This is a genomic window from Pseudomonas sp. NPDC090201 (assembly GCF_044746825.1).
Classification (GTDB): Bacteria; Pseudomonadota; Gammaproteobacteria; order Pseudomonadales; family Pseudomonadaceae; genus Aquipseudomonas; species Aquipseudomonas putida_AD.
The window spans coordinates 27,733-51,980 of record NZ_JBIVCX010000020.1; the positions used below are offsets into that span (position 1 = coordinate 27,733).

A 24,248-nucleotide genomic window follows, 5' to 3' on the forward strand; every position below is an offset into this window, starting at 1 on the left:
CCCAAGAGAACCGGCCCGCCGAAACGGGCCCGCATCTTACATCATTTTGGCGCTTCTTCTTCAGAGAGGAAGAACCAGGTTTCCAGTACCGAGTCCGGGTTCAGGGAAACGCTCTCGATGCCCTGCTCCATCAGCCAGCGCGCCAGATCCGGATGGTCGGACGGGCCCTGGCCGCAGATGCCGATGTACTTGCCAGCCTTGTTACAGGCCTGGATGGCATTGGACAACAGCTTCTTGACCGCAGGGTTACGCTCGTCGAACAGGTGCGCGATGATGCCCGAGTCACGGTCCAGGCCCAGGGTCAGCTGGGTCAGGTCGTTGGAACCGATGGAGAAACCGTCGAAGAACTCGAGGAACTCATCGGCCAGCAAGGCGTTGGACGGCAGCTCGCACATCATGATGACGCGCAGGCCGTTGTCGCCACGGGCCAGGCCGTTTTCGGCGAGCAAGTCGACCACCTGGCTCGCTTCGCCCAGGGTGCGCACGAACGGCACCATGATCTCGACGTTGGTCAGGCCCATCTCGTTGCGCACGCGCTTGAGGGCACGGCATTCCAGCTCGAAGCAGTCGCGGAAGTTTTCGCTGATGTAACGCGAAGCACCACGGAAGCCCAGCATCGGGTTCTCTTCTTCCGGCTCGTACAGCTTGCCGCCGATCAGGTTGGCGTACTCGTTGGACTTGAAGTCCGACAGGCGCACGATGACCTTTTTCGGGTAGAAAGCCGCTGCCAGGGTGCTGATACCCTCGACCAGCTTCTCGACGTAGAAACCGACCGGGTCGTTGTAACCGGCGATACGCTTGTCGACGCTTTCCTTGATGTCCAGCGGCAGGTTCGGGTAGTTCAGCAGCGCTTTGGGGTGCACGCCGATCATGCGGTTGATGATGAATTCCAGACGCGCCAGGCCGATACCGGCGTTGGGCAACTGGGCGAAATCGAATGCGCGGTCGGGGTTGCCGACGTTCATCATGATCTTGAACGGCAGTTCCGGCATGGCATCGACGGAGTTCTGCTTGATGTCGAACCCCAGCTCGCCTTCGAAGATGTAGCCGGTGTCGCCTTCGGCACAGGAAACGGTCACGCCCTGGCCATCCTTCAGCAGCTCGGTGGCGTTGCCGCAACCGACCACTGCCGGGATACCCAGCTCGCGGGCGATGATCGCCGCGTGGCAGGTACGGCCGCCACGGTTGGTGACGATGGCGCTGGCGCGTTTCATCACCGGTTCCCAGTCAGGGTCGGTCATGTCGGAGACCAGCACGTCGCCTGGCTGGACCTTGTCCATCTCGGACACGTCCTTGATGATCCGCACCTTGCCCGCGCCGATGCGCTGGCCAATGGCACGGCCTTCGGCCAGAACGGTGCCCTTCTCTTTGAGCAGGTAGCGCTCCATGACGTTGGCGGAGCTGCGGCTCTTCACGGTTTCAGGACGCGCCTGAACGATGTAGAGCTTGCCGTCGTCACCGTCCTTGGCCCACTCGATGTCCATCGGGCAGCCGTAGTGCTTCTCGATGATCATCGCCTGGCGGGCCAGGTTGCTGACTTCTTCATCGGACAGGCAGAAACGCGCGCGCTCCGCGGCATCGACGTCGACGGTTTTCACCGAACGACCGGCCTTGGCCTCGTCGCCGTAGATCATCTTGATGGCCTTGCTGCCCAGGTTGCGGCGCAGGATCGCAGGACGACCGGCTTCAAGGGTGCCCTTGTGAACGTAGAACTCGTCCGGGTTGACCGCGCCTTGTACGACGGTTTCGCCCAGGCCGTAGGCGCCGGTGATGAAGACGACGTCACGAAAGCCCGATTCGGTGTCCAGGGTGAACATCACGCCAGCGGTTCCGGTCTCGGAACGCACCATGCGCTGCACGCCAGCGGACAACGCCACCAGCTTGTGGTCGAAACCCTGGTGCACGCGGTAGGAAATGGCGCGGTCGTTGAACAGCGAGGCGAAGACTTCCTTCGCTGCGCGGATCACGTTGTCGACGCCACGGATGTTGAGGAAGGTTTCCTGCTGACCGGCAAAAGAAGCGTCAGGCAGGTCTTCTGCGGTGGCGGAAGAACGCACGGCCACGGCGACGTCCGGATTGCCAGCCGACAGGGTCGCGAAGGCTGCGCGGATTTCGGCGTTGAGCTGCTCGGGGAATTCAGCCTCCATGATCCACTGACGAATCTGCGCGCCGGTCTTGGCCAGGGCGTTGACGTCGTCGACGTTCAGGGCATCGAGTGCTTTGTGAATCTGATCATTGAGGCCGCTTTGCTCAAGAAAATCACGGTAGGCCTGAGCTGTAGTGGCGAAGCCACCAGGGACGGACACGCCTGCGCCCGCCAGGTTGCTGATCATCTCTCCGAGGGATGCGTTCTTGCCCCCCACGTGCTCAACATCATGTTTGCCGAGCTTATCGAGGGAAACTACGTACTCTACCAAGGTGATCTCTCCACTAACCAATTTGTTGTTGGGAAAAGCGTTGGTGCGTAAATCACAGAAAAACCGATTCAGCGCACTTGAAGCCTGGGTTTGGAAAATCTGCATCTTGAAAAAACGGGTAGAATGCGGCCAGGTCATGGCGCGCAAGCCGGCCTATCATATCCAAGAATCGTCACCAGCTTAAGGCCCAAGGCGCAAATGAAACGATCCGCTTTCTTTATCTCCGACGGCACCGGCATTACTGCCGAGACACTAGGCCAGAGTCTGCTAGCGCAATTTGAAACCATAACGTTCAACAAGTTCACCAGGCCCTATATCGACAGCGTCGAGAAAGCCCGGGCCATGGTTGCGCAAATCAACAAGGCCGCGGAGAAGGACGAGGCGCGTCCGATCATCTTCGACACCATCGTCAACCAGGACATCCGCGAGATCCTGGCCACGTCTGACGGCTTCATGATCGACATCTTTTCGACCTTCCTGGCCCCGCTGGAACAGGAGCTTAGTTCACACTCCTCCTACTCGGTGGGCAAATCGCATTCCATCGGCCATAACTCCAATTACATGGAGCGGATCGAGGCGGTGAACTTCGCGCTGGACAACGACGACGGCGCTCGGACCCATTATTACGACAAGGCCGATATCATCCTGGTGGGCGTTTCGCGCTGCGGGAAGACACCTACCTGTCTGTACATGGCAATGCAATTCGGGATTCGGGCGGCCAACTATCCGCTGACCGAAGAAGACATGGAACGCCTGCAGTTGCCCGCCGCACTCAAACAGCACCGCAGCAAGTTGTTCGGCCTGACCATCGACCCGGACCGACTGACTGCGATCCGCCATGAACGCAAGCCCAACAGCCGTTATTCGAGCTTTGCCCAGTGCGAGTTCGAAGTGCGGGAAGTGGAGAATCTGTTCCGGCGCGAGAACATTCCGAATATTAATTCCACGCACTTTTCGGTCGAGGAAATCTCGGCGAAAGTGTTGGTGGAGAAAGGGGTTGAGCGGCGGTTCAAGTAGAGCAGCAGCTGCAAGCTTTAAGCTTCAAGCCGCAAGCTGGCGCGCACCCGATCCCCTCAGGCTGAACGCAGACTCTGTAGGAGTGAGCTTGCTCGCGATAGCGGTGGCTCAGGCACGTTGATAGTGACTGAAACTACCGGATCGCGAGCAAGCTCACTCCTACAGGTCATTCGTCATGAGGCAAGAGGTCGGTAGGTGGATCAGAAACTCTCGCCTGACACCCTGACCCACCCTTCCATCAACACCCGCGCGCTGCGGCTCATGATGGCTTTCTTCACCTGCCATTCCCCCTCGACCAGCACCGCCTCGGCGCCCACGCGCAGGGTTCCCGATGGGTGGCCGAAACGCACCGCGCTGCGTTCGCCGCCACCGGCCGCCAGGTTGACCAACGTCCCCGGAATCGCCGCCGCCGTGCCGATGGCCACCGCTGCCGTGCCCATCATGGCGTGGTGCAGCTTGCCCATGGACATGGCACGCACCAGAAGATCGGTGTCGCCTGACGACACGCGCTTGCCGCTCGAAGACACGTAGGCCTCGGGTTTTGCGACAAAAGCGACCTTGGGCGTGTGCTGGCGCCTGGCGGCCTCATCGACATGGGCAATCAGACCCATGCGCACAGCACCATGGGCACGAATGGTTTCGAACATGCTCAAGGCCTTCGGATCACTGTTGATCGCGTCCTGCAATTCAGTGCCGGTGTAGCCGATGTCCTGGGCATTGACGAAGATGGTCGGGATGCCGGCATTGATCATGGTCGCCTTGAACGTGCCGACACCCGGCACCTCCAGCTCATCCACCAGATTGCCCGTGGGGAACATCGAGCCGCCTGCGCCCTCCTCTTCGGCTGCCGGGTCCATGAACTCCAGTTGTACCTCAGCGGCCGGAAAGGTCACGCCATCGAGTTCGAAATCACCGGTTTCCTGCACCTGCCCGTCAGTCATCGGCACGTGAGCGATGATGGTCTTGCCGATGTTGGCTTGCCAGATGCGCACCACCGCCGTGCGGTCTCGAGGGATCAGGCTGGCGTCAACCAGGCCGTTGCTGATGGCGAACGGCCCGACCGCCGCGGACAGGTTGCCGCAGTTGCCGCTCCAGTCCACGAACGGCGTGTCTATGGAAACCTGACCGAACAGGTAATCCACGTCGTGGTCGGGCCGGGTGCTTTTGGACAGGATCACCGTCTTGCTGGTGCTCGACGTCGCGCCGCCCATGCCGTCGATCTGCTTGGCATAGGGGTCGGGACTGCCGATGACGCGCAGCAACAGGGCATCACGGGCGGCGCCCGGCACCTGCGCCGCTTCGGGCAGGTCCTGCAGGCGGAAGAACACACCCTTGCTGGTGCCGCCGCGCATGTAGGTCGCGGGGATCTTGATTTGTGCGGTGTGGGCCATTGGATCGCATCCTTTATGTAACGTCTAACACATCCCGTAGCAGCACGGCTTGCCGGCGGGGGCGTCCGCAAAATCGCCCCCGCCGGCAAGCCGTGCTGCTACGGGAATTCACCCGCGCAACTGAATGTCACGCCACCGAAGATTCCAGGAAATCCTGGGCGAAGCGTTGCAACACGCCGCCCGCTTCGTAGATCGAGACCTCTTCACCCGTATCCAGGCGGCAGGTGACCGGCACTTCCAGGCGCTCGCCGTTGCCGCGATGGATCACCAGGGTCAGCGTTGCACGGGGCGTGCGCTCGCCGATCACGTCGAAGGTTTCAGTGCCATCGATGCCCAGCGTGGTGCGGTCAGTGCCCGACTTGAACTCCAGCGGCAACACGCCCATGCCCACCAGGTTGGTGCGGTGAATGCGCTCGAAACCTTCGGCAACGATCGCCTCGACGCCTGCCAGACGCACACCCTTGGCCGCCCAGTCCCGGGACGAGCCCTGCCCGTAGTCGGCGCCAGCCACGATAATCAGCGGCTGCTTGCGCTCCATGTAGGTCTCGATGGCTTCCCACATGCGGGTGACCTTGCCTTCCGGCTCGATCCGCGCCAGCGAACCCTGTTTCACCTTGCCGTTCTCCTGCACCATCTCGTTGAACAGTTTCGGGTTGGCAAAGGTCGCGCGCTGGGCGGTCAGGTGATCGCCGCGGTGGGTGGCGTAAGAGTTGAAGTCCTCTTCGGGCAGGCCCATCTTCGCCAGGTACTCGCCCGCCGCGCTGTCGAGCATGATCGCGTTGGACGGCGACAGGTGGTCGGTGGTGATGTTGTCCGGCAGGACCGCCAGCGGGCGCATGCCCTTGAGGGTACGTTCGCCGGCCAGGGCACCTTCCCAGTACGGTGGGCGACGGATATAGGTGCTCATCGGACGCCATTCGTACAGCGGCTCGACCTTGGGACCGGTGTCCTCATGGATAGCGAACATCGGAATGTAGACCTGACGGAATTGCTCGGGCTTGACCGACGCCTTGACCACCGCGTCGATCTCCTCGTCGCTGGGCCAGATGTCTTTGAGGCGGATCTCTTCGCCATTGGCGCTGATACCCAGCACATCTTTCTCGATATCGAAGCGAATGGTTCCTGCGATGGCGTAGGCCACCACCAGCGGCGGCGAGGCGAGAAACGCCTGCTTGGCGTAGGGATGGATGCGTCCGTCGAAGTTGCGGTTGCCCGACAGCACGGCCGTGGCGTAAAGATCGCGGTCGATGATTTCCTGCTGGATCACCGGGTCCAGCGCACCGGACATGCCGTTGCAGGTGGTGCAGGCAAACGCCACGACGCCAAAGCCCAATTGCTCAAGCTCGGAAGTCAGCCCCGCTTCGTCCAGGTACAGCGCCACGGTTTTCGAGCCCGGCGCCAGCGAGGACTTGACCCACGGCTTGCGGGTCAGTCCCAGCTTGTTGGCATTGCGCGCCAGCAGCCCGGCCGCGATGACGTTGCGCGGGTTGCTGGTGTTGGTGCAACTGGTGATGGCTGCAATGATCACCGCCCCATCCGGCATCTCGCCGGGGGTCTCCTGCCAGGCACCGGCGATGCCTTTGCTCGCCAGGTCCGCCGTGGCCACTCGCGCATGGGGGTTCGAAGGCCCGGCCATGTTGCGCACGACGCTGGACAGGTCAAAGCTCAGCACCCGCTCGTATTCGGCTGTGGTCAGGCTGTCGCCCCACAGGCCGGTGTGTCTGGCGAAGGTTTCCACCAGCTTGACCTGCTGGTCGTCGCGCCCGGTCAGGGTCAGGTAGTCGATGGTCTGCTGGTCGATGGCGAACATCGCAGCGGTGGCGCCGTATTCCGGGGCCATGTTGGAGATGGTCGCGCGGTCGCCCAAGGTCAGCGCACGGGCGCCTTCACCATAGAATTCAAGGTACGCGCCTACAACCTTCTGTTTGCGCAGGTATTCGGTCAGCGCCAGCACCACGTCGGTCGCGGTGATGCCCGGTTGCGGGCGGCCCGTCAGCTCGACGCCGATAATGTCCGGCAGGCGCATCCACGAGGCGCGGCCCAGCATCACGTTTTCGGCTTCCAGGCCGCCGACACCAATGGCGATCACGCCCAGCGCATCGACGTGAGGGGTGTGGCTGTCGGTGCCGACCAGGGTGTCCGGGAAGGCCACGCCATTGAGGGTCTGGATCACCGGCGACATCCGCTCCAGGTTGATCTGGTGCATGATGCCGTTGCCCGGCGGGATCACTTCGACGTTCTTGAACGCCTGCTTGGTCCAGTTGATGAAGTGGAAGCGGTCTTCGTTGCGGCGATCTTCGATGGCGCGGTTCTTGGCGAACGCGTCAGGGTCGAAACCGCCGCACTCGACGGCCAGGGAGTGGTCGACGATCAGTTGCACCGGCACCACTGGATTGACCTGCGCCGGGTCGCCGCCCATGTCGGCAATCGCATCACGCAGGCCCGCCAGGTCGACCAGTGCGGTCTGGCCGAGAATGTCGTGACACACCACGCGCGCCGGGAACCAGGGAAAGTCGAGGTCGCGCTTGCGCTCGATCAATTGCGTGAGTGAAGCCTTGAGCGTTGCCGGGTCGCAGCGACGCACCAGGTTTTCTGCCAGCACCCGGGAGGTGTACGGCAGGGTGGCGTAGGCGCCCGGCTTGATCGAATCGACAGCCTCACGGGCGTCGAAAAAGTCGAGCGAGGTGCCGGGCAGCTGCTTGCGATATTCAGTGTTCATTGTCAGGACTCGGTCACGGTGTGTTTCAAAGGGCAGCGGCTGATTCCGGTTTCTGTGTAGGAGCGCGCTTGCCCGCGACTGGGACGTGCCTGTGACAACAATGTGTCTGACACACCGCGGTCGCGGGCAAGCGCGCTCCTACGGGAGTCGCCAGCCCCACCACTCAGCGTTGTTCGATTGGCACGAACTTGCGCTGTTCGACGCCGATGTACTCGGCGCTCGGGCGGATGATGCGGTTGTTGGCGCGCTGTTCGAACACGTGGGACGCCCAGCCGGTCAGGCGCGAGCAGACGAAGATCGGCGTGAACAGCTTGGTCGGGATGCCCATGAAGTGGTACGCCGAGGCATGGTAGAAGTCGGCGTTGGGGAACAGCTTCTTCTGCTCCCACATGGTCTTGTCGATGGCCTCGGAGACCGGGAACAGCACCTTGTCGCCTACTTCGTCCGCGAGTTTTTTCGACCAGCCCTTGATGACCTCGTTGCGCGGGTCGTTGTCTTTGTAGATCGCGTGGCCGAAGCCCATGATCTTGTCCTTGCGCGCCAGCATCTCCAGGGTGCCCTTGACCGCATCGTCGGCCGAGGAGAATTTCTGGATCATTTCCATGGCCGCTTCGTTGGCGCCGCCGTGCAACGGACCACGCAGGGTGCCGATGGCAGCGGTGATGCACGAGAACAGGTCCGACAGCGTCGAGGCGCAGACCCGGGCGGTGAAGGTCGAGGCGTTGAATTCGTGCTCTGCATAGAGAATCAGCGACACGTCCATCACCTTGCGGTGCAGTTCGCTCGGGGTCTTGTCCAGCAGCAGCTTGAGGAAGTGCCCGCCAATCGAGGTTTCGTCGGTCACGCAATCAATGCGCTTGCCCTCGTGGCTGAAGCGATACCAGTAGCACATGATCGCCGGGAATGCGGCCAGCAGGCGGTCGGTGGAATCGCGCTGTTGCTCGAAGCTGGCTTCGGGCTCCAGGTTGCCGAGCATCGAACAGCCCGTGCGCATAACGTCCATCGGGTGGGCGTCGGCAGGAATGCGCTCCAGCACTTCTTTCAGGGCTTGCGGCAGATCACGCAGGCCCTGGAGCTTTTTCAGGTAAGTGTCCAGTTGAGCCTGGGTCGGCAGTTCGCCGTACAACAGCAGGTAGGCCACTTCTTCGAAACGCGCATCGGCAGCCAGCTCACGCACGTCATAGCCACGGTAGGTCAAGCCGGCACCGGCCTGGCCCACGGTCGACAGCGCGGTCTGTCCGGCGACCTGCCCACGCAGGCCCGCGCCACTCAATACTTTTCCTTCAGCCATTGCTCTCTCCAAATCTTGTCGTTTTAAGGGAATCGGCAATTCGGTGTTGCATCAGTCGATCACTGTAGGAGCGCGCTTGCCCGCGACGCGATCTGCCTGTGAAAAAGGCCTGTCTGACACACCGCAGTCGCGGGCAAGCGCGCTCCTACAAAGCCAGTCGAATGCGCTCAGCCCTTCTTCTGCGCAAACAGCGCGTCCAGTTTCTGTTCGAAAGCGTGGTAATCGATGCGTTCATACAACTCCATGCGGGTCTGCATGGTGTCGACCACGTTCTTCTGCGTACCGTCTCGACGGATCGCGGTGTAGACATTCTCCGCCGCCTTGTTCATCGCGCGGAACGCCGACAGCGGGTACAGCACCAGCGACACATCGGCCGAAGCGAGCTCGTCAGTGGTGAACAAAGGCGTGGAGCCGAATTCAGTGATGTTGGCCAGGATCGGCGCCTTGACCCTTGAGGCGAACAGCTTGTACATCTCAAGTTCGGTAATGGCTTCCGGGAACACCATGTCGGCGCCCGCCTCAATGCACGCCGCCGCGCGGTCCAGTGCCGACTCCAGCCCTTCCACCGCCAGCGCATCGGTACGCGCCATGATCACGAAGCTGTCATCGGTGCGCGCATCCACCGCTGCCTTGATGCGATCGACCATCTCCTGCTGCGAAACGATTTCCTTGCCCGGGCGATGGCCGCAGCGCTTGGCGCCCACCTGATCCTCGATGTGCATGGCCGCCGCGCCGAACTTGATCATCGACTTCACGGTGCGCGCGACGTTGAACGCCGAGGCGCCGAACCCGGTGTCCACATCCACCAGCAGTGGCAGGTCACACACGTCAGTGATGCGGCGCACGTCGGTCAGCACGTCATCAAGGCCGGTAATGCCCAGGTCCGGAACGCCCAGGGAGCCCGCCGCCACCCCGCCACCAGACAGGTAAATGGCCTTGAAGCCCGCACGTTGGGCCAGCAGCGCGTGGTTGGCATTGATGGCCCCGACCACTTGCAACGGATGCTCGCTCGCGACGGCGTCACGGAAGCGTTGGCCGGGAGTCGTTCTTGAAGTCATTGTTCACCTCGGGCAGTAGCAGCTTGATGATCCTGCGCTTGATAGCGCTGTTCGATATTGCGTTTGGAGGCGCCGATGTGCCGGCGCATCAACAGTTCAGCCAGCTCGCCATCGCGCTCGGCGATGGCGTCGAGAATCCTGTGGTGTTCGCTGAAGGCCTGGCGTGGCCGGTTGGGCGTGGTGGAAAACTGGATGCGGTACATGCGCACCAGTTGATACAGCTCGCCGCAGAGCATCTGGGTCAGGGTGCTGTTGCGCGCGCCCTGGATGATTCGGTAATGGAAGTCGAAGTCGCCTTCCTGCTGGTAATAACCGACGCCGGCCTGAAAGGCCGAATCGCGCTCGTGGGTTTCCAGCACGTTACGCAGTTCCTGGATTTCCTCGACCGTCATGCGCTCGGCGGCCAGACGGCAGGCCATGCCCTCGAGGGATTCACGGATTTCGTAGAGTTCGACCAGCTCCGCATGGCTGAGCGAAACCACCCGCGCACCGACGTGAGGCACACGAACCAGCAGGCGCTGGCCCTCCAGGCGGTGGATGGCTTCGCGCAGCGGACCCCGGCTGATGCCATAGGTGCGCGCCAGTTCCGGCTCGGAAATCTTGCTGCCGGGGGCAATATCACCCCGGACGATGGCCGCCTGAATACGCCGAAAGACGTTCTCGGACAGGGTTTCCGAATCGACCTGAGCAAGGGTGGCAGAATCCGTCGAATCCAACATTGTCGACACCTTTGAAAGCAATGAGGCCAAATCTAGTCATTTACCCTGTTTGCGTCAAAGACATTTTAGAGACTGTCGACAATCGTCTAATAACCTCCCCTTCTGAAAACCTCGGCATCCACCCGTCCGGCAAAGCCCTTTGCTGGCGCCATAAAACCTTCATGCTAGAATGCCGACCGCATTTACCCGCCGTTACAGACGTTCCAGGCTGGTCGCGGCCCACGCCTTTTCAACCCCTTTGCATTCCTTACACCGCGCCAGGACCTATGAGCCGCAATCCTCTACTCTTTCTGCTGTGCCTTCTGTCAGGCTTTCTGTTCAGCGACCTGTGCCTGGCCGCCGGCAAGACCGTCTACGGGCTGAACGAATACGCAGAGCTCGCCGGGATCGACCTGCAAGTGGCGGCCAAACTGGACACCGGCGCCAAGACCGCCTCGCTCAGCGCCCGCGACATCAAGCGTTTCAAGCGCGATGGCGAATCCTGGGTGCGCTTCTACCTGGCCATCGACGACGCCCACGAACACCCCATCGAGCGGCCGCTGGCGCGGGTCAGCAAGATCAAGCGCAGGGCCGGCGATCTGGATCCGGACGATGAAAAGAAGTACACCTCGCGGCCCGTCATCAGCCTGGATGTGTGCATGGGTGCAACTTCTCGCACCATAGAAGTGAACTTGACCGACCGAAGTGCATTCCAATACCCGCTTTTGATTGGCTCCGAAGCGCTCAAGCGCTTCGATGCGCTGGTCGATCCAAGCCTTAAATATGCTGCAGGCAAACCGGCCTGCATCACCGATGCTCAAACCGCAGAGTAACTACATGCGCTCTCTAACCCTCCATCTGAAGATCCTGATCGCGACCCTGGTCACCCTGGGCATCGCGATCACGGCCTATCAGATATTGGCGCTCGGCATCCCGGTGACCGAAGACGAAACGGACGACCTGTGGAACATCGACGCCAAGGTCGAGTTCGTCGCCAACCCCAAGGATTCGGTCAAGGTGCAGATGTACGTACCGCCGCTCTCGCGCGACTACATCAGCCTCAATGAAAGCTTCATCTCCAACAATTACGGGGTCAACGTCAACCGCGCCGACGGCAACCGCAAGGTCACCTGGTCCGCCCGCCGCGCCACCGGCAACCAGACCCTCTACTACCGTCTGGTGCTGACCAAGCGCTACAGCGGCGAAAAAGCCAAGGTCAAAGGCCCGATCTTCCGTGACAGCATCGCCGTCGAAGGCCCGGAGAAAATCGCCGCCGACGCCCTGCTCGCGCCGATCCGCCAGCACTCGGCGGACGTCGAGACGTTCGTCAGCGAAGCCATCAAGCGGGTCAACAACCTGTCCGATGACAACGTCAAGCTGCTGCTGGCCGGCGATCCGTCGGTGCAGAACAAGGCGCGGGTCACGGAAATCCTGCTGTCCATCGCTCACGTGCCGGTGGAGAAAGTGCACACCATTCGCCTGGTGGCCGACCAGCCGCAGACCCCGGAACTCTGGCTGCGCAGCTTCAACGGCAAGGACTGGCTGTATTTCAACCCGGAAACCGGCGAGGCGGGCCTGCCCCAGGACCGGCTGCTGTGGTGGATCGGTGACGACAACCTGATCACCGTCGAGGGCGGCAAGAAGGCCATGGTCAGCTTCACCCTGAACAACAGCGAGATGAACGCCATCCGCCTGGCCAAGCTGACCGACGAAAGCACCGACGCCGACTTCCTCGAATACTCGCTCTACGGCCTGCCGCTGCAGACCCAGCAGACCTTCATGATCATGGTGATGATCCCCATCGGCGTGCTGGTGATCCTGATCCTGCGCAACCTGATCGGCCTGCAGACCCTGGGCACCTTCACCCCGGTGCTGATCGCCCTGGCCTTCCGCGAGACGCAACTGGGCTTCGGCATCGTGCTGTTCACCATCATCACGGCACTGGGGCTGTCGCTGCGTTCCTACCTTGAGCACCTCAAGCTGCAAATGTTGCCGCGCCTTTCGGTGGTGCTGACCTTCGTGGTGGTGCTGATCGCCGCCATCAGCCTGTTCAGCCACAAACTGGGGCTGGAGCGCGGGCTGTCGGTGGCGCTGTTCCCGATGGTGATCCTGACCATGACCATCGAACGTCTGTCGATCACCTGGGAAGAGCGCGGCGGCAGCCATGCCATGAAAGTCGCGGTCGGCACCCTGTTCGCCGCCTCCTTGGCGCACATCATCATGAGCGTGCCGGAGTTCATCTATTTCGTGTTCACTTTCCCGGCGATCCTGCTGATCCTGGTGGGCTTCATGCTGGCGATGGGACGTTATCGCGGCTACCGCCTGACCGAGCTGATCCGTTTCAAGGCCTTCATCAAGGAAGACGCCGAACGGGAAAACGTCAAATGATCGGTTGGTGGAAGACCTGGAAGGCGCTGGAAGCCAAGGGCATCATGGGCATCAACCGGCGTAACGCCGACTACGTGCTCAAGTACAACAAGCGCAGCCTGTACCCCATCGTCGATGACAAGATCATCACCAAGGAACGGGCCATCGCCGCCGGCATTCACGTGCCGGAAATGTACGGGATCATTTCCACCGAAAAAGAAATCGAAAAGCTCGACGAGATCATCGGCGGGCGCAACGACTTCGTCATCAAGCCGGCCCAGGGCGCGGGCGGCGACGGCATCCTGGTGGTCGCCGACCGCTTCGAAGGCCGCTACCGCACGGTGTCCGGACGCATCATCAGCCATGAGGAGATCGAGCATCAGATCTCCAGCATCCTCACCGGCCTGTATTCCCTGGGCGGCCACCGGGATCGTGCCCTGATCGAATACCGCGTCACGCCGGACCAGATCTTCAAGAGCATCAGCTACGAAGGCGTGCCCGACATCCGCATCATCGTGTTGATGGGTTATCCGGTCATGGCCATGCTGCGCCTGCCGACCCGCCAGTCCGGCGGCAAGGCGAACCTGCACCAGGGCGCCATCGGCGTGGGCGTCGACCTGGCCACGGGCCTGACCCTGCGTGGTACTTGGCTGAACAACATCATCAGCAAACACCCCGACACCACCAATGCCGTGGACGGCGTGCAACTGCCCAACTGGGACGGTTTCATGAAGCTGGCCGCCGAATGCTACGAGCTGTGCGGCCTGGGCTACATCGGCGTGGACATGGTGCTGGATCAGGAGCGCGGCCCGCTGATCCTCGAACTCAACGCCCGCCCCGGCCTGAACATCCAGATCGCCAACGACTGCGGCCTGACTCACCGCACCACGGCGGTGGAGCAACGCCTGGAGGAACTGGCCGCCGAGGGACGCCACGACAGCCCACAAGAGAGGGTCAGGTTCGTGCAAGAGCTGTTCGGCCACGTTTAACACTCTCCACATTCCCCGTAGCAGCGCGGCTTGCCGGCGGGAGCGGTGAATCAGTCACAGGTGTGCCGTCTGACACGACGCCCCCGCCGGCAAGCCGTGCTGCTACGGGTCGGCGTGGATATGCCGAATTCCGACACCCCTCTAGGAGCCAGCCCCCCGGAGGACTACAATCGCCGTCCGCGCGCCACGACTGTCTTTTCCTGCCATGCCAATCTGTTCCGTTTACCCGCTCGCCTACCACGCTGACCCGACCGGGTATTTCTCCCTCGTTCGCCACGCCCCCGGCGCCGTACTACTGGACAGCGGCCGCCCCGAGGCGGATCGGGGCCGGTTCGACATCCTCAGTGCCTGGCCGCTGGAAACCCTGGCGCCTGCGACCGACGAAACCGGCACTGCATTCCTCCAACGCCTGCGCGACAGCCTCGCCCGACTGGGCGATGCGCAACTGCCCGAACACAGCCCCCTGCCCTTTGCCGGCGGCCTGATCGGTTATCTGGCCTACGATTTCGGACGCTTGCTCGAACCCCTTCCTGCACAGGCAGCGGATGACCTGCACCTGCCAACGGCACGCCTGGGCCTTTACTGCTGGGCAATGGTCAGCGATCACCAGATGCGCAGCAGCCAGTTGGTGTTCCATCCGGCGCTGGCCGACGACGAACGCAAGCGCCTGATCGAACTGTTCGCGCAGCCACTGCCCACGGCAGACGATGCCAGCTTCCACCTGAGCGCCCCCTTCGCAACCGACATCGATGCCCGGCAGTATCAACAGGCCATCGAACGCATTCACGCCTACATCCAGGCCGGCGACTGCTATCAGGTCAACTTCGCCCAGCGTTTTCGCGCCCAATACCGTGGCGATCCGTGGGCGGCGTATCAGGCCCTGCGCGTCGCCTGCCCGACGCCGTTCGCCGGTTACCTGAGCCTGGCTGACGGCGATGCCATCCTGAGCCTGTCGCCGGAGCGTTTCGTCAAAGTCAGCCAGCGCCAGGTAGAGACCCGGCCAATCAAGGGCACCCGCCCGCGCGGGAAAACGCCAGCCGAGGATGCCGCCTATGCCGAGGAACTGCTGGCGAGCCCGAAAGACCGTGCGGAAAACCTGATGATCGTTGACCTGTTGCGCAACGATCTGGGCCGCACCTGCCGCACAGGATCGGTCAGGGTGCCGCAACTGTTTGGCCTGGAAAGCTACCCCAACGTGCACCATCTGGTCAGCGTGGTGACCGGCGAGCTGGCCGCCGACAAGGACGCGCTGGACCTGCTGGGCGGCTCCTTCCCCGGGGGCTCGATCACCGGCGCGCCGAAGATCCGCTCGATGCAGATCATCGACGAACTCGAACCCAGCCGTCGCTCGCTGTACTGCGGCTCGCTGCTGTACCTGGACGTGCGCGGCGAGATGGACAGCTCCATCGCCATCCGCAGCCTTCTGGCCCAGGACGGGCAGATTTCCTGCTGGGGCGGCGGCGGGATCGTCGCCGATTCCCAGTGGGAAGCCGAGTACCAGGAAACCTTCACCAAAGTGCGGGTGCTGATGCAGACGCTTGAGGGGTTGTAGCAGCACGGCTTGCCGGCGGGGGCGGTGTGGCTGTGACAACAATTTCGCCTGACACACCGCCCCGCCGGCAAGCCGTGCTGCTACGGACAGCGTCCAGTTACAACTTCAACACCCGGTTCGACGCCTTGATAAACTCGCGCTTGAGCTCATCGAACGTGTGCACGGCCGGAAACTGCGGGAATTCGCGAATCACGTTGTCCGGCGCATGGAACAGAATCCCTGCAGCGGCTTCGCCCAGCATGCTGGTGTCGTTGTAGGAATCCCCGGCGGCGATCACGCGGTAATAGAGGCTCTTGAAGGCCAGCACCGACTGGCGCTTGGGGTCCTTCTGACGCAGCTGGTAATCGGTCACCCTGCCGGCCTCATCCGTCACCAGCCGATGACACAGCAGGGTCGGGAAGCCCAACTGGCGCATAAAGGGCTGCGAAAACTCGTAGAAGGTGTCGGAGAGGATCACCACCTGAAAGCGTTCACGCAACCAATTGACGAACTCCACGGCGCCATCGAGGGGCTTGAGAGTCGCGATCACTTCCTGTATGTCGGCGAGCTTGAGCCCGTGCTCGTCGAGAATACGCAGCCGCTGCTTCATCAACACATCGTAATCAGGGATGTCGCGGGTGGTAGCACGCAACGACTTGATGCCGGTTTTCTCGGCAAACGCGATCCAGATTTCCGGAACCAGCACCCCTTCGAGGTCAAGACAGGCAATTTCCACAGTTCACTCCTTGTGCGCCTCATGGAGGCGATGGGTCGGCAAGCTGCACTCTAACCAGCCTGCACCGCCCTGCGCAAACGCAGGTTTTGCGGCAATCGGCTGAAGGTTTTTGTTACCATCTGCGCCATTACGAGCGCCTAAGCGCCACTCTTGATTAGGAAGCCGCCTGATGAGTCATCCTTTCAATGTCGAGGAAATCGCCTCGGCCTACGCCAACAAGTCCGCCCAGGACATCCTCAAGTTCGCCTTCGAGCAGTTTGGCGACGAATTGTGGATTTCCTTCAGTGGCGCCGAAGACGTGGTGCTGGTCGACATGGCGTGGAAGATCAACAAGAACGTCAAGGTGTTCAGCCTGGACACCGGCCGCCTGCACCCGGAAACCTATCGCTTCATCGATCAGGTGCGCGAGCAGTACAAGATCGACATCGACATCGTGTCGCCGGACCGCGAGAAGCTTGAGCCTTTCGTCAAGGAAAAGGGCCTGTTCAGCTTCTACAAGGACGGCCACGGCGAATGCTGCGGCGTGCGCAAGATCGAGCCGCTGCGACGCAAGCTCAAGGACGTGAAAGCCTGGGCCACCGGCCAGCGCCGCGACCAGAGCCCGGGCACCCGCAACAACGTGGCGGTGGCCGAGATCGACGGCGCGTTCTCCACGCCCGAGCGCACGCTGTACAAGTTCAACCCGCTGGCGCAGATGAGCAGCGCCGAGGTGTGGAACTACATCCGCATGCTGGAGCTGCCGTACAACAGCCTGCACGAGCGCGGCTTCATCAGCATCGGCTGCGAACCCTGCACACGCCCGGTGCTGCCAAACCAGCACGAACGCGAAGGCCGCTGGTGGTGGGAAGAAGCCACGCAGAAGGAATGCGGCCTGCATGCCGGCAACCTGATCTCGAAAGCCTGATGCAACCCCTGTAGGAGCGCGCTTGCCCGCGACAGCGTAGTATCAGGCAACACAGAGCCATCAGACTCGACGCCGTCGCGGGCAAGCGCGCTCCTACAGAGTTCAGGCTACGGGGATCAATGCTCGGGCAGCACCACGCCGTCGAACAGCTCTTCGAGCTCCTGCTTGTTGTGGCACTGGATCGCCTTGGCCATGACGTCGCGGGTCAGGTGCGGGGCGAATTTCTCGATGAAGTCGCACATGAAGCCACGCAGGAAAGTGCCGCGACGGAAGCCGATCTTGGTGATGCTGGCCTCGAACAGCTCGCTGGCATCGAGTACCACCAGGTCGCTGTCCAGCTTCGGATCGACCGCCATCTTGGCCACGATGCCCACACCCAGGCCCAGGCGCACATACGTCTTGATAACGTCGGCATCGGCGGCGGTGAACACCACTTTCGGGGTCAGGCCACGGTGGCTGAAGGCTTCGTCCAGCTTGGAGCGGCCGGTGAAACCGAACACGTAAGTGACGATCGGGTATTCGGCGAGGATTTCCAGCGTAAGCTTGGGCAGCTTGGTCAGCGGATGGCCCTGGGGCACCACCACGCAGCGGTTCCAGGTGTAGCACGGCATCATCACCAGATCGCCGAACAGCTCCAGCGCTTCGGTGGCGATGGCGAAATCCACGGTGCCATCAGCGGCCATCTCGGCGATCTGCATCGGCGAGCCCTGATGCATGTGCAGCGCAACGTCGGGGTACTGCTTGATGAAATTGCTGATCACCGGCGGCAGCGCATAACGTGCCTGGGTGTGGGTGGTCGCGATGGAGAGCGTGCCTTTCTTCTCGTTGGAGAATTCCTGGGCGATCTGCTTGATGCTCTCGACCTTGCGCAGGATTTCCCCCGCAGTGGTAATGATCCGCTCCCCCGCCGGCGTGACACGTGTGAGGTGCTTGCCGCTGCGTGCAAAAACCTCGACCCCCAGTTCGTCTTCCAGCAAACGGATCTGCTTGCTGATGCCCGGCTGCGAGGTGTAAAGGCTCTGCGCCGTCGCCGAAACGTTGAGGTCGTGGTGCGCCACTTCCCAGATGTAGCGCAATTGCTGAAGCTTCATATGTATCCCTCAAAGCCGGAAGACGCCACGGGCATCACGACGGTATATAACTGGATTAATGGTCAAGAAGGCAAAGTTAGAACTTTTTATAAATTTTAGCCAGCATTTTCAGAATCTGATGGCACGCAGCCTCTATCTCGCCCCCGGCCTGTCCTCCTCAGGCCCACGAGCCACTGCGGTTCTGCACCATCGGGACCATATAAACAGGTACATGGGAAAGCTGCAGAATCCGCGCGGCCGTGCGGCCGATCGGCGTATCCCCTTCTGCACCGTGGCTGTGACTGCCCACCACCAGCAGATCGACCTCCAGCCGTTGCGCCTGTTCGAGGATGACTTTGGACGGATCCCCCTGGACCACCCGCACGCTGCGAATCAGCGCAAGATCCTGATTGCCCTCCCCCAACTCATCACGAAAACCGGCGAGCACGGACGACTCGATGCCTTCGATCACGTTGTTGATGCCTTCACTGTGCAGCTCGCGCAACACGTCCTCTGCCAGGTAGCTCTGCAGTACGGATTCGGCGAACAGCCCCATCGGCTCGACGACGTGCACCACATGCAACTCGGCCCCGAATGAGCGCGCCAGCGCCAGTGCATGCTGCAGGACAAAAGGCGCGTAGAGACCGAGGTCCGTGGCATACAGCATCGAGCGAATCATGTGACCTCCTGCCAGCCTTCAAAGGCCCAGACACAGATCAGCTTAGCAGCGCCGGGACGAATCGGCGGGCTTGATACAAGTTTCCGGTCTAAAGGTTCAGGGTTTTAGCTCGTTGCTGATGCCATGGGGGACATGGCCGGTGGCCACGACTTCCCGGGCACGCTCACAATGCCCCGGCTGATCGTCGAAAAACACGTCGGCGGCGAAGGCCTCCAGAAAGGCCGACTTGTCCAGACCGCCCAGAAAGAGCGACTCGTCCAGCCGGATATTCCATTCGCGCAGGGTGCGGATGACGCGCTCATGGGCCGGGGCCGAGCGGGCGGTGACCAGTGCGGTGCGGATCGGGCACGATTCCTCGGGGAATTCACGCTGGAGCAGGTTAAGCGCGGCAAGAAACGGCTTGAACGGCCCGCCGGGCAGGGGTTGACGCGCCGCCTCGCGCTCGCTGGCCTGAAACGCCTCAAGACCGCCCGACTGATAGACCCGCTCGGATTCGTCGGAAAACAGCACCGCATCGCCGTCGAAGGCAATCCGCAACTCAGCGCTTGCTGCACGCCGGGCGCCGCCGGAGAGAATGGTCGCAGCAGCGAAACCGGCATCCAGTGCGCTGCGCACGTCTTCAGCGTGGGTGGAGAGAAACAGATGGCTGCCAAACGCCGCCAGATACGGAAACGGGCTGCGACCACCGACAAAGGCGGCGCGGGAGATGTCCAGGCCGTAGTGCTGAATCGAGTTGAACACCCGAAGCCCGGTGTCGGCGCTGTTGCGCGACACCAGAATCACCTCGACCCGTGCCTGGGTCAGGCTGGTGTTGAGGCTAAGCAGCTTTTCCACCAGCAGGAAGGCATCCCCGGGCTCGAGCACTTCGTCTTCATGGTCGATCTGGTACTGGCGATAGGCAGCCACGCCGTCCCGTTCATAGATCGCGTGGCTTTCCCGCAGATCGAACAGCGCCCGCGAGGAAATCGCCAGAACCAGCTTGTTACTTGCGCTTTTCATGGTCAGGTCGTTGGCCATGTTGTCCCCCAAGGTGCCTGGCTATCGGCGATTCTGCCGATCGATAAACGCCAGCGCGTGGTACAAGGCCCGAATCTTGGGCATGTCGCAGCCCGCCGCCAGCGCGGCCGCCAGCGGTTTTGCGTAGATGGCGTCAAGCTCCAGCGGGCGCTTTTCGGTGAAGTCATGGTGCATGCTGGGGCGGTAGTCCGGCATCTGCTCGGTGACCTTGAACAACTGCGCCGCGTAACCTTCAGGCAGCACATGCCCGCAGGCCTCGGCGCCCTGCACCACTTCGGCCATCAGCCCCTGGATCAGTTCGCGGCTGTCCGGATCGGCCATAAGCGGCGTGGTGCTGGCGTTGAGCAATACCGAAAGCCCGTTGTAAGGCACATTCCACACCAGCTTCTGCCAGCGGGCCTTGCCCAGATTGGCCATGGCCACCGACTCGATCCCCGCGGCGTGAAACAGCGCGGCGCCCTGCTCCACGATTTCGAGGCTCGCGGCATCGCTTGGGGCCGGGCCACTGTGGTAACCGATGTTCACCGCGCCGAACGCCTGATGGGTGATCTGGCCGGCCCCTGTGCGATGCACGCAGATGAAACACAGGCCGCCCAGCACATGCAGCGAATCGGGCAGCACCGCACGCAGTTCATCTTCGACCGCCAGGCCATTCTGCAGCATCAACACCTTGGCCCCTGGCGCAGCCGCCTGCACGATGGCCGGGGCCACACCGCCGGTACCGGTGGATTTGGCGGCCACCAGCAGCCAGTCACAGGGCGGCATGTCGGCCGCCGAGGAGTAGGCCTGGACGTTCTCCAGGCTCAAGGCCCCGTGGACCTGGCTGTCTATGTGCAGGCCGTTCTGCGACACCGCGCTGACCTCGCTGCGCAGCAGGAAATGCACGTCGAAGCCGGCGCGTGCCAGCATCAGGCCATAAAAGCCGCCGATGGCGCCGGTGCCGATAATGCCGATGCGGGGCGTGTGGAGGGTTTCGCTCATGGCTCTCTCATTTCAAGGCTATGGATTCATGGCAAGTCGTCAGGCGCGCGGACCAGCGCCTGATCCAGGCCAGCGATGATGGCTGGGGCAGAAAGCTGGCTGCGCAAGGCGCCGTAGAATTCGCCGTCACGCACAACGAACACGGAAGGCAGGTGGAACACCCCGTAACGCTGCACCGCGCCGCCGTTTTCCTCGGCGTCGATCCAGCACAGGCGCTCGACGGGCAATGATTGTTCCGGCAAATGCTGTCGGGCCCAGCGGCAACTGGAACAACCGGCGCCGGTGAAGATAAGCAGCGATGTGCCGGGCAGGGTCAGCAGTTGTCGATCGACATCGAAGTCTGTCAGTTGCAGTTGATCCACGCCAATCTCCCCAGGTCTTGCGCACACTATATCCGCACTGCCCGCCCGCTCCGCAAGCCAAAGCGCGGCCCGGTGCGCGCCTGGGCAGGCAAACGGTTGCGATAAGCCCGCTGCATCGGACGAAAGCTTGAGTTTACCCATTGTCGAAGTACGGGTTAACGCGCTAAGGTTCGGCACCCCGCTGCCCTCAATCACGCTAGGCTCCGCCGCACGGGGACCGTTGGCGGCCAGCACCCGTGACCTGATGAGTAACACGATGGCTGATTTACCGATTGACGACCTTAACGTCGCCTCCAACGAGACACTGATCACGCCGGATCAGCTCAAGCGCGAAATCCCGCTCACCGCCGCCGCACAGGCCACCGTGAGCAAGGGTCGCGAAGTGATCCGCAACATCCTCGATGGCAAGGACCACCGCCTGTTCATCGTGATCGGCCCCTGCTCGATCCACGATATCAAGGCCGCTCACGAATACGCCGAGCGCCTCAAGGCCCTGGCCGCCGAGCTGTCGGACACCCTGTATCTGGTGATGCGCGTCTATTTCGAAAAGCCGCGCACCACGGTCGGCTGGAAGGGCCTGATCAACGACCCGTACCTGGATGACTCCTTCAAGATCCAGGACGGTCTGCACATCGGCCGCCAGCTGCTGCTGGACCTGGCTGAAAAAGGCCTGCCGACCGCCACCGAAGCGCTGGACCCGATCTCCCCGCAGTACCTGCAGGACCTGATCAGCTGGTCGGCCATCGGCGCACGCACCACCGAATCCCAGACCCACCGCGAGATGGCCTCGGGCCTTTCCTCGGCAGTCGGCTTCAAGAACGGCACCGACGGCGGCCTGACCGTTGCCATCAACGCCCTGCAATCGGTTTCCAGCCCGCACCGCTTCCTGGGTATCAACCAGGAAGGTGGCGTGTCCATCGTCACCACCAAGGGCAACGCCTACGGTCACGTGGTGCTGCGCGGCGGCAACGGCAAGCCCAACTATGACTCGGTCAGCGTCGCCCTGTGCGAACAGGCCCTGGCCAAGGCCAAGGTCAAGCCGAACATCATGGTCGACGCCAGCCACGCCAACTCCAACAAGGACCCGGCGCTGCAACCTCTGGTCATGGAAAACGTCGCCAACCAGATTCTGGAAGGCAACGAGTCGATCATTGGCCTGATGGTCGAAAGCCACCTGAAATGGGGCGCGCAGTCGATTCCGAAGGACCTTGCGGACCTGGAATACGGTGTTTCGATCACCGACGCCTGCATCGACTGGGAAACCACCGAGAAGACCCTGCGCAGCATGCATGCCAAGCTCAAGGACGTGTTGCCCAAGCGCAAGCGCGGCTGATTTCACAGTTCTTGAAACGACAACGCCGAGCGAATGCTCGGCGTTTTTTATGATAGTGCTTTTCAGCTCTTCTTCAGATCTTCGCAGCCTGGCGCTGGTGACGTTCCATGTAGCGTTCGACGTAGGAGCAGGAAGGAATCACGGTGTAGCCCATGCTCTCGGCGTAATCGAGGGCCACTTCGGTCAAGGCCGCCGCGATGCCGCGCCCGCGCAAGGCGTTGGGCACGAAGGTACGATAGATGTCCAGGGTCTGCTTCCCCAGATCCATGTACGTCAGGTAAGCCCGGTGACCGTCGATGTTGATTTCGAACTGGTGGCCGGTCTTGTCATGGTGAATGGACAGCGCCTCGCTCATCACTACTCCTCGCGGGTCTTGGATTTTGACCCCTACCTTACCGATGTTTGTCCGGCGAAGGAACCTCTTCAGTCAGGGCCAACGCACCTCTGCGTTCGCGCACTGCCTGCTACGCCACCCCGTGCCTGGTCTGGACACCGAGAACGAGCCTTGCTGATCTCAAACAAACGAGCACCTGCAAATAGTAGGCACCATTGTGGAATCTGCTCAAGTGAATCCGCAGTAAAAGCCCGCCCGCGTATCCGGCGTGATGGCACAACGAAGGCCCCGGATCACCGGAGAATGCCTGTTAAGACGGCATCCATGGGTCAAAGTCACGTCAACGCAACAAAAATCGAGCATCCTCGCCGATCATCGTCTATACAAAAAAGGTTGCAACGTGGCTCAACGTCTCCTGGCCACCGCCTGGACGAAGTACTTTCGACCCACTGATGACATCGGGAGCCTGTCGGCACAACCGTCCGCCCCCGTCCTGCTGACAAGCGTAATTGCCTGACAGCATGAGGTTTTTTCCGGATAAAAAGCGTGAGGAGTCGCACGGAAGGCTTTCAAAGCTAAGAATTTTATGCGGTTCTTGCGCTTAGTCCGTTTACTTACTACAAACAATGGGTAGTATGTACGCCGGTCATTTTCTCATTTTCGAGAGATGATTAATTTGATAGAAGTCCTTTAAGGGGAACACGATGAACAACGTTCTGAAATTCTCTGCTCTGGCCCTGGCCGCAGTTCTGGCTACCGGTTGCAGCAGCGCATCCAAAGAAACCGAAGCTCGTCTGACTGCTACTGAAGACGCAGCTGCTCGTGCACAAGCTCGTGCTGACGAAGCCTACCGCAAGGCTGACGAAGCTCTGGCTGCTGCTCAGAAAGCTCAGCAAACTGCCGACGAAGCCAACGAGCGTGCTCTGCGCATGCTGGACAAGGCTAGCCGCAAGTAATAATCCCTCGGGATTATTGATAAGCCGATCCGGTTCCGGGTCGGCTTTTTTATTGCCTGCGGTTTGAGGAAGCACGCGTCATCCCGGGCATGCGGCACGGACCGACCCAGGCACAAACACCGCAGATCCCGTAGCAGCACGGCTTGCCGGCGGGGGCGATTTCGAGGACGCCCCCGCCGGCAAGCCGTGCTGCTACGGGACGGTGGCGTGCTTTAGATTTTGATCTGGCTTTTGATCTTCATGCGCGATGGCACAGGCGCCGCAGAATGCGACGTCAAGGCGCCAGGCCGAGCGCAGGCGTCGTGCAGGGGGATGAGCGGCAGGAAGCCGCGAAAGCCGTGCGGGCCAGGGACGGCCCATCACGGCGTGCCCCCGGAACGGCGCCGGAGTCGAGGGAA

21 protein-coding genes are annotated in these 24,248 nt (G+C 61.7%); 8 read left to right on the forward strand and 13 right to left on the reverse strand.

The window, feature by feature from the left end; translation table 11 throughout:
• Positions 1-41: 41 nt before the first annotated feature.
• Positions 42-2,417 carry a phosphoenolpyruvate synthase gene (ppsA, locus tag ACIPOO_RS27155; protein ID WP_274133406.1) on the reverse strand — a complete coding sequence of 792 codons (2,376 nt, stop codon included), beginning with the start codon at positions 2,415-2,417 and terminating at the stop codon, positions 42-44.
• Between the two features lie 198 nt (positions 2,418-2,615).
• Between ppsA and ACIPOO_RS27160 the strand changes: the two genes are divergently transcribed.
• Positions 2,616-3,434 (forward strand): pyruvate, water dikinase regulatory protein, encoded by an 819-nt coding sequence (locus ACIPOO_RS27160; RefSeq protein WP_274133407.1) that lies wholly within the window; start codon positions 2,616-2,618, stop codon positions 3,432-3,434.
• Between the two features lie 200 nt (positions 3,435-3,634).
• Here ACIPOO_RS27160 and prpF read toward each other — a convergent pair whose 3' ends face one another.
• The 5 genes from prpF to ACIPOO_RS27185 form a co-directional block, all read right to left on the reverse strand.
• Positions 3,635-4,825, reverse strand: a complete 1,191-nt coding sequence (gene prpF / locus ACIPOO_RS27165; RefSeq protein WP_400611138.1) for a 2-methylaconitate cis-trans isomerase PrpF — start codon at positions 4,823-4,825, stop codon at positions 3,635-3,637.
• Positions 4,826-4,952: 127 nt separating this feature from the next.
• On the reverse strand, positions 4,953-7,544 hold the full coding sequence (acnD, locus tag ACIPOO_RS27170) for a Fe/S-dependent 2-methylisocitrate dehydratase AcnD (RefSeq protein ID WP_400611140.1): 2,592 nt from the start codon (positions 7,542-7,544) through the stop codon (positions 4,953-4,955).
• Positions 7,545-7,707: 163 nt separating this feature from the next.
• Positions 7,708-8,835 (reverse strand): 2-methylcitrate synthase, encoded by a 1,128-nt coding sequence (gene prpC / locus ACIPOO_RS27175; protein ID WP_400611142.1) that lies wholly within the window; start codon positions 8,833-8,835, stop codon positions 7,708-7,710.
• 167 nt (positions 8,836-9,002) lie between these two features.
• On the reverse strand, positions 9,003-9,893 hold the full coding sequence (gene prpB, locus ACIPOO_RS27180; RefSeq protein ID WP_274136729.1) for a methylisocitrate lyase: 891 nt from the start codon (positions 9,891-9,893) through the stop codon (positions 9,003-9,005).
• Positions 9,890-10,612: a GntR family transcriptional regulator gene (locus ACIPOO_RS27185; RefSeq protein ID WP_274136730.1), complete on the reverse strand. Its 723-nt coding sequence runs from the start codon at positions 10,610-10,612 to the stop codon at positions 9,890-9,892. The genes prpB and ACIPOO_RS27185 overlap by 4 nt, the downstream gene beginning before the upstream one ends.
• 266 nt (positions 10,613-10,878) lie before the next feature.
• On the opposite strand from ACIPOO_RS27185, the gene ACIPOO_RS27190 reads away from it, so the two are divergent.
• The 4 genes from ACIPOO_RS27190 (at position 10,879) to pabB (ending at position 15,499) form a co-directional block, all read left to right on the forward strand.
• Positions 10,879-11,424, forward strand: a complete 546-nt coding sequence (locus ACIPOO_RS27190; RefSeq protein ID WP_400611144.1) for an ATP-dependent zinc protease — start codon at positions 10,879-10,881, stop codon at positions 11,422-11,424.
• Positions 11,425-11,428: 4 nt separating this feature from the next.
• Positions 11,429-12,979, forward strand: coding sequence for an inactive transglutaminase family protein (locus tag ACIPOO_RS27195; protein ID WP_274136732.1), 1,551 nt, complete (start codon positions 11,429-11,431; stop codon positions 12,977-12,979).
• Positions 12,979-13,947 (forward strand): alpha-L-glutamate ligase-like protein, encoded by a 969-nt coding sequence (locus tag ACIPOO_RS27200; protein WP_274136737.1) that lies wholly within the window; start codon positions 12,979-12,981, stop codon positions 13,945-13,947. Before ACIPOO_RS27195 ends, ACIPOO_RS27200 begins: the two co-directional genes overlap by 1 nt.
• A gap of 205 nt (positions 13,948-14,152) precedes the next feature.
• Entirely contained in the window at positions 14,153-15,499 is a 1,347-nt protein-coding gene (gene pabB / locus ACIPOO_RS27205; RefSeq protein WP_400611147.1) for an aminodeoxychorismate synthase component I, read from the forward strand.
• Positions 15,500-15,596: 97 nt separating this feature from the next.
• On the opposite strand, the gene thrH is transcribed toward pabB, so the two are convergent.
• On the reverse strand, positions 15,597-16,214 hold the full coding sequence (gene thrH / locus ACIPOO_RS27210; RefSeq protein WP_400611149.1) for a bifunctional phosphoserine phosphatase/homoserine phosphotransferase ThrH: 618 nt from the start codon (positions 16,212-16,214) through the stop codon (positions 15,597-15,599).
• Between the two features lie 169 nt (positions 16,215-16,383).
• Between thrH and ACIPOO_RS27215 the strand changes: the two genes are divergently transcribed.
• Complete coding sequence (locus ACIPOO_RS27215) at positions 16,384-17,118, forward strand: phosphoadenylyl-sulfate reductase (RefSeq protein WP_400611151.1); 735 nt, start codon at positions 16,384-16,386, stop codon at positions 17,116-17,118.
• Between the two features lie 116 nt (positions 17,119-17,234).
• Here the strand turns inward: ACIPOO_RS27215 and cysB are convergent, their stop codons facing one another.
• The 5 genes from cysB to ACIPOO_RS27240 all read right to left on the reverse strand — a co-directional run bounded on the left by cysB (position 17,235) and on the right by ACIPOO_RS27240 (position 21,227).
• A complete protein-coding gene (gene cysB / locus ACIPOO_RS27220) occupies positions 17,235-18,209 on the reverse strand; it encodes an HTH-type transcriptional regulator CysB (RefSeq protein WP_062382408.1) in 975 nt (324 codons plus the stop codon).
• A gap of 157 nt (positions 18,210-18,366) precedes the next feature.
• Entirely contained in the window at positions 18,367-18,867 is a 501-nt protein-coding gene (locus ACIPOO_RS27225; RefSeq protein ID WP_274136807.1) for a universal stress protein, read from the reverse strand.
• 96 nt (positions 18,868-18,963) lie between these two features.
• Positions 18,964-19,866, reverse strand: coding sequence for a 5'-nucleotidase (locus tag ACIPOO_RS27230; protein WP_400611153.1), 903 nt, complete (start codon positions 19,864-19,866; stop codon positions 18,964-18,966).
• A gap of 39 nt (positions 19,867-19,905) precedes the next feature.
• Complete coding sequence (locus ACIPOO_RS27235) at positions 19,906-20,865, reverse strand: putative 2-dehydropantoate 2-reductase (RefSeq protein ID WP_400611155.1); 960 nt, start codon at positions 20,863-20,865, stop codon at positions 19,906-19,908.
• Positions 20,866-20,891: 26 nt separating this feature from the next.
• Positions 20,892-21,227, reverse strand: coding sequence for a thioredoxin family protein (locus ACIPOO_RS27240; protein WP_274136805.1), 336 nt, complete (start codon positions 21,225-21,227; stop codon positions 20,892-20,894).
• Positions 21,228-21,483: 256 nt separating this feature from the next.
• On the opposite strand from ACIPOO_RS27240, the gene ACIPOO_RS27245 reads away from it, so the two are divergent.
• On the forward strand, positions 21,484-22,560 hold the full coding sequence (locus ACIPOO_RS27245; RefSeq protein WP_274136803.1) for a 3-deoxy-7-phosphoheptulonate synthase: 1,077 nt from the start codon (positions 21,484-21,486) through the stop codon (positions 22,558-22,560).
• Between the two features lie 73 nt (positions 22,561-22,633).
• Here the strand turns inward: ACIPOO_RS27245 and ACIPOO_RS27250 are convergent, their stop codons facing one another.
• Positions 22,634-22,915: a GNAT family N-acetyltransferase gene (locus ACIPOO_RS27250; protein WP_274136801.1), complete on the reverse strand. Its 282-nt coding sequence runs from the start codon at positions 22,913-22,915 to the stop codon at positions 22,634-22,636.
• A 683-nt stretch (positions 22,916-23,598) separates the two neighbouring features.
• On the opposite strand from ACIPOO_RS27250, the gene oprI reads away from it, so the two are divergent.
• The gene (oprI, locus tag ACIPOO_RS27255) at positions 23,599-23,850 is read left to right on the forward strand and encodes an outer membrane lipoprotei OprI (RefSeq protein WP_025113130.1); all 252 of its coding nucleotides are present in this window, start codon (positions 23,599-23,601) and stop codon (positions 23,848-23,850) included.
• Positions 23,851-24,248: the final 398 nt, after the last annotated feature.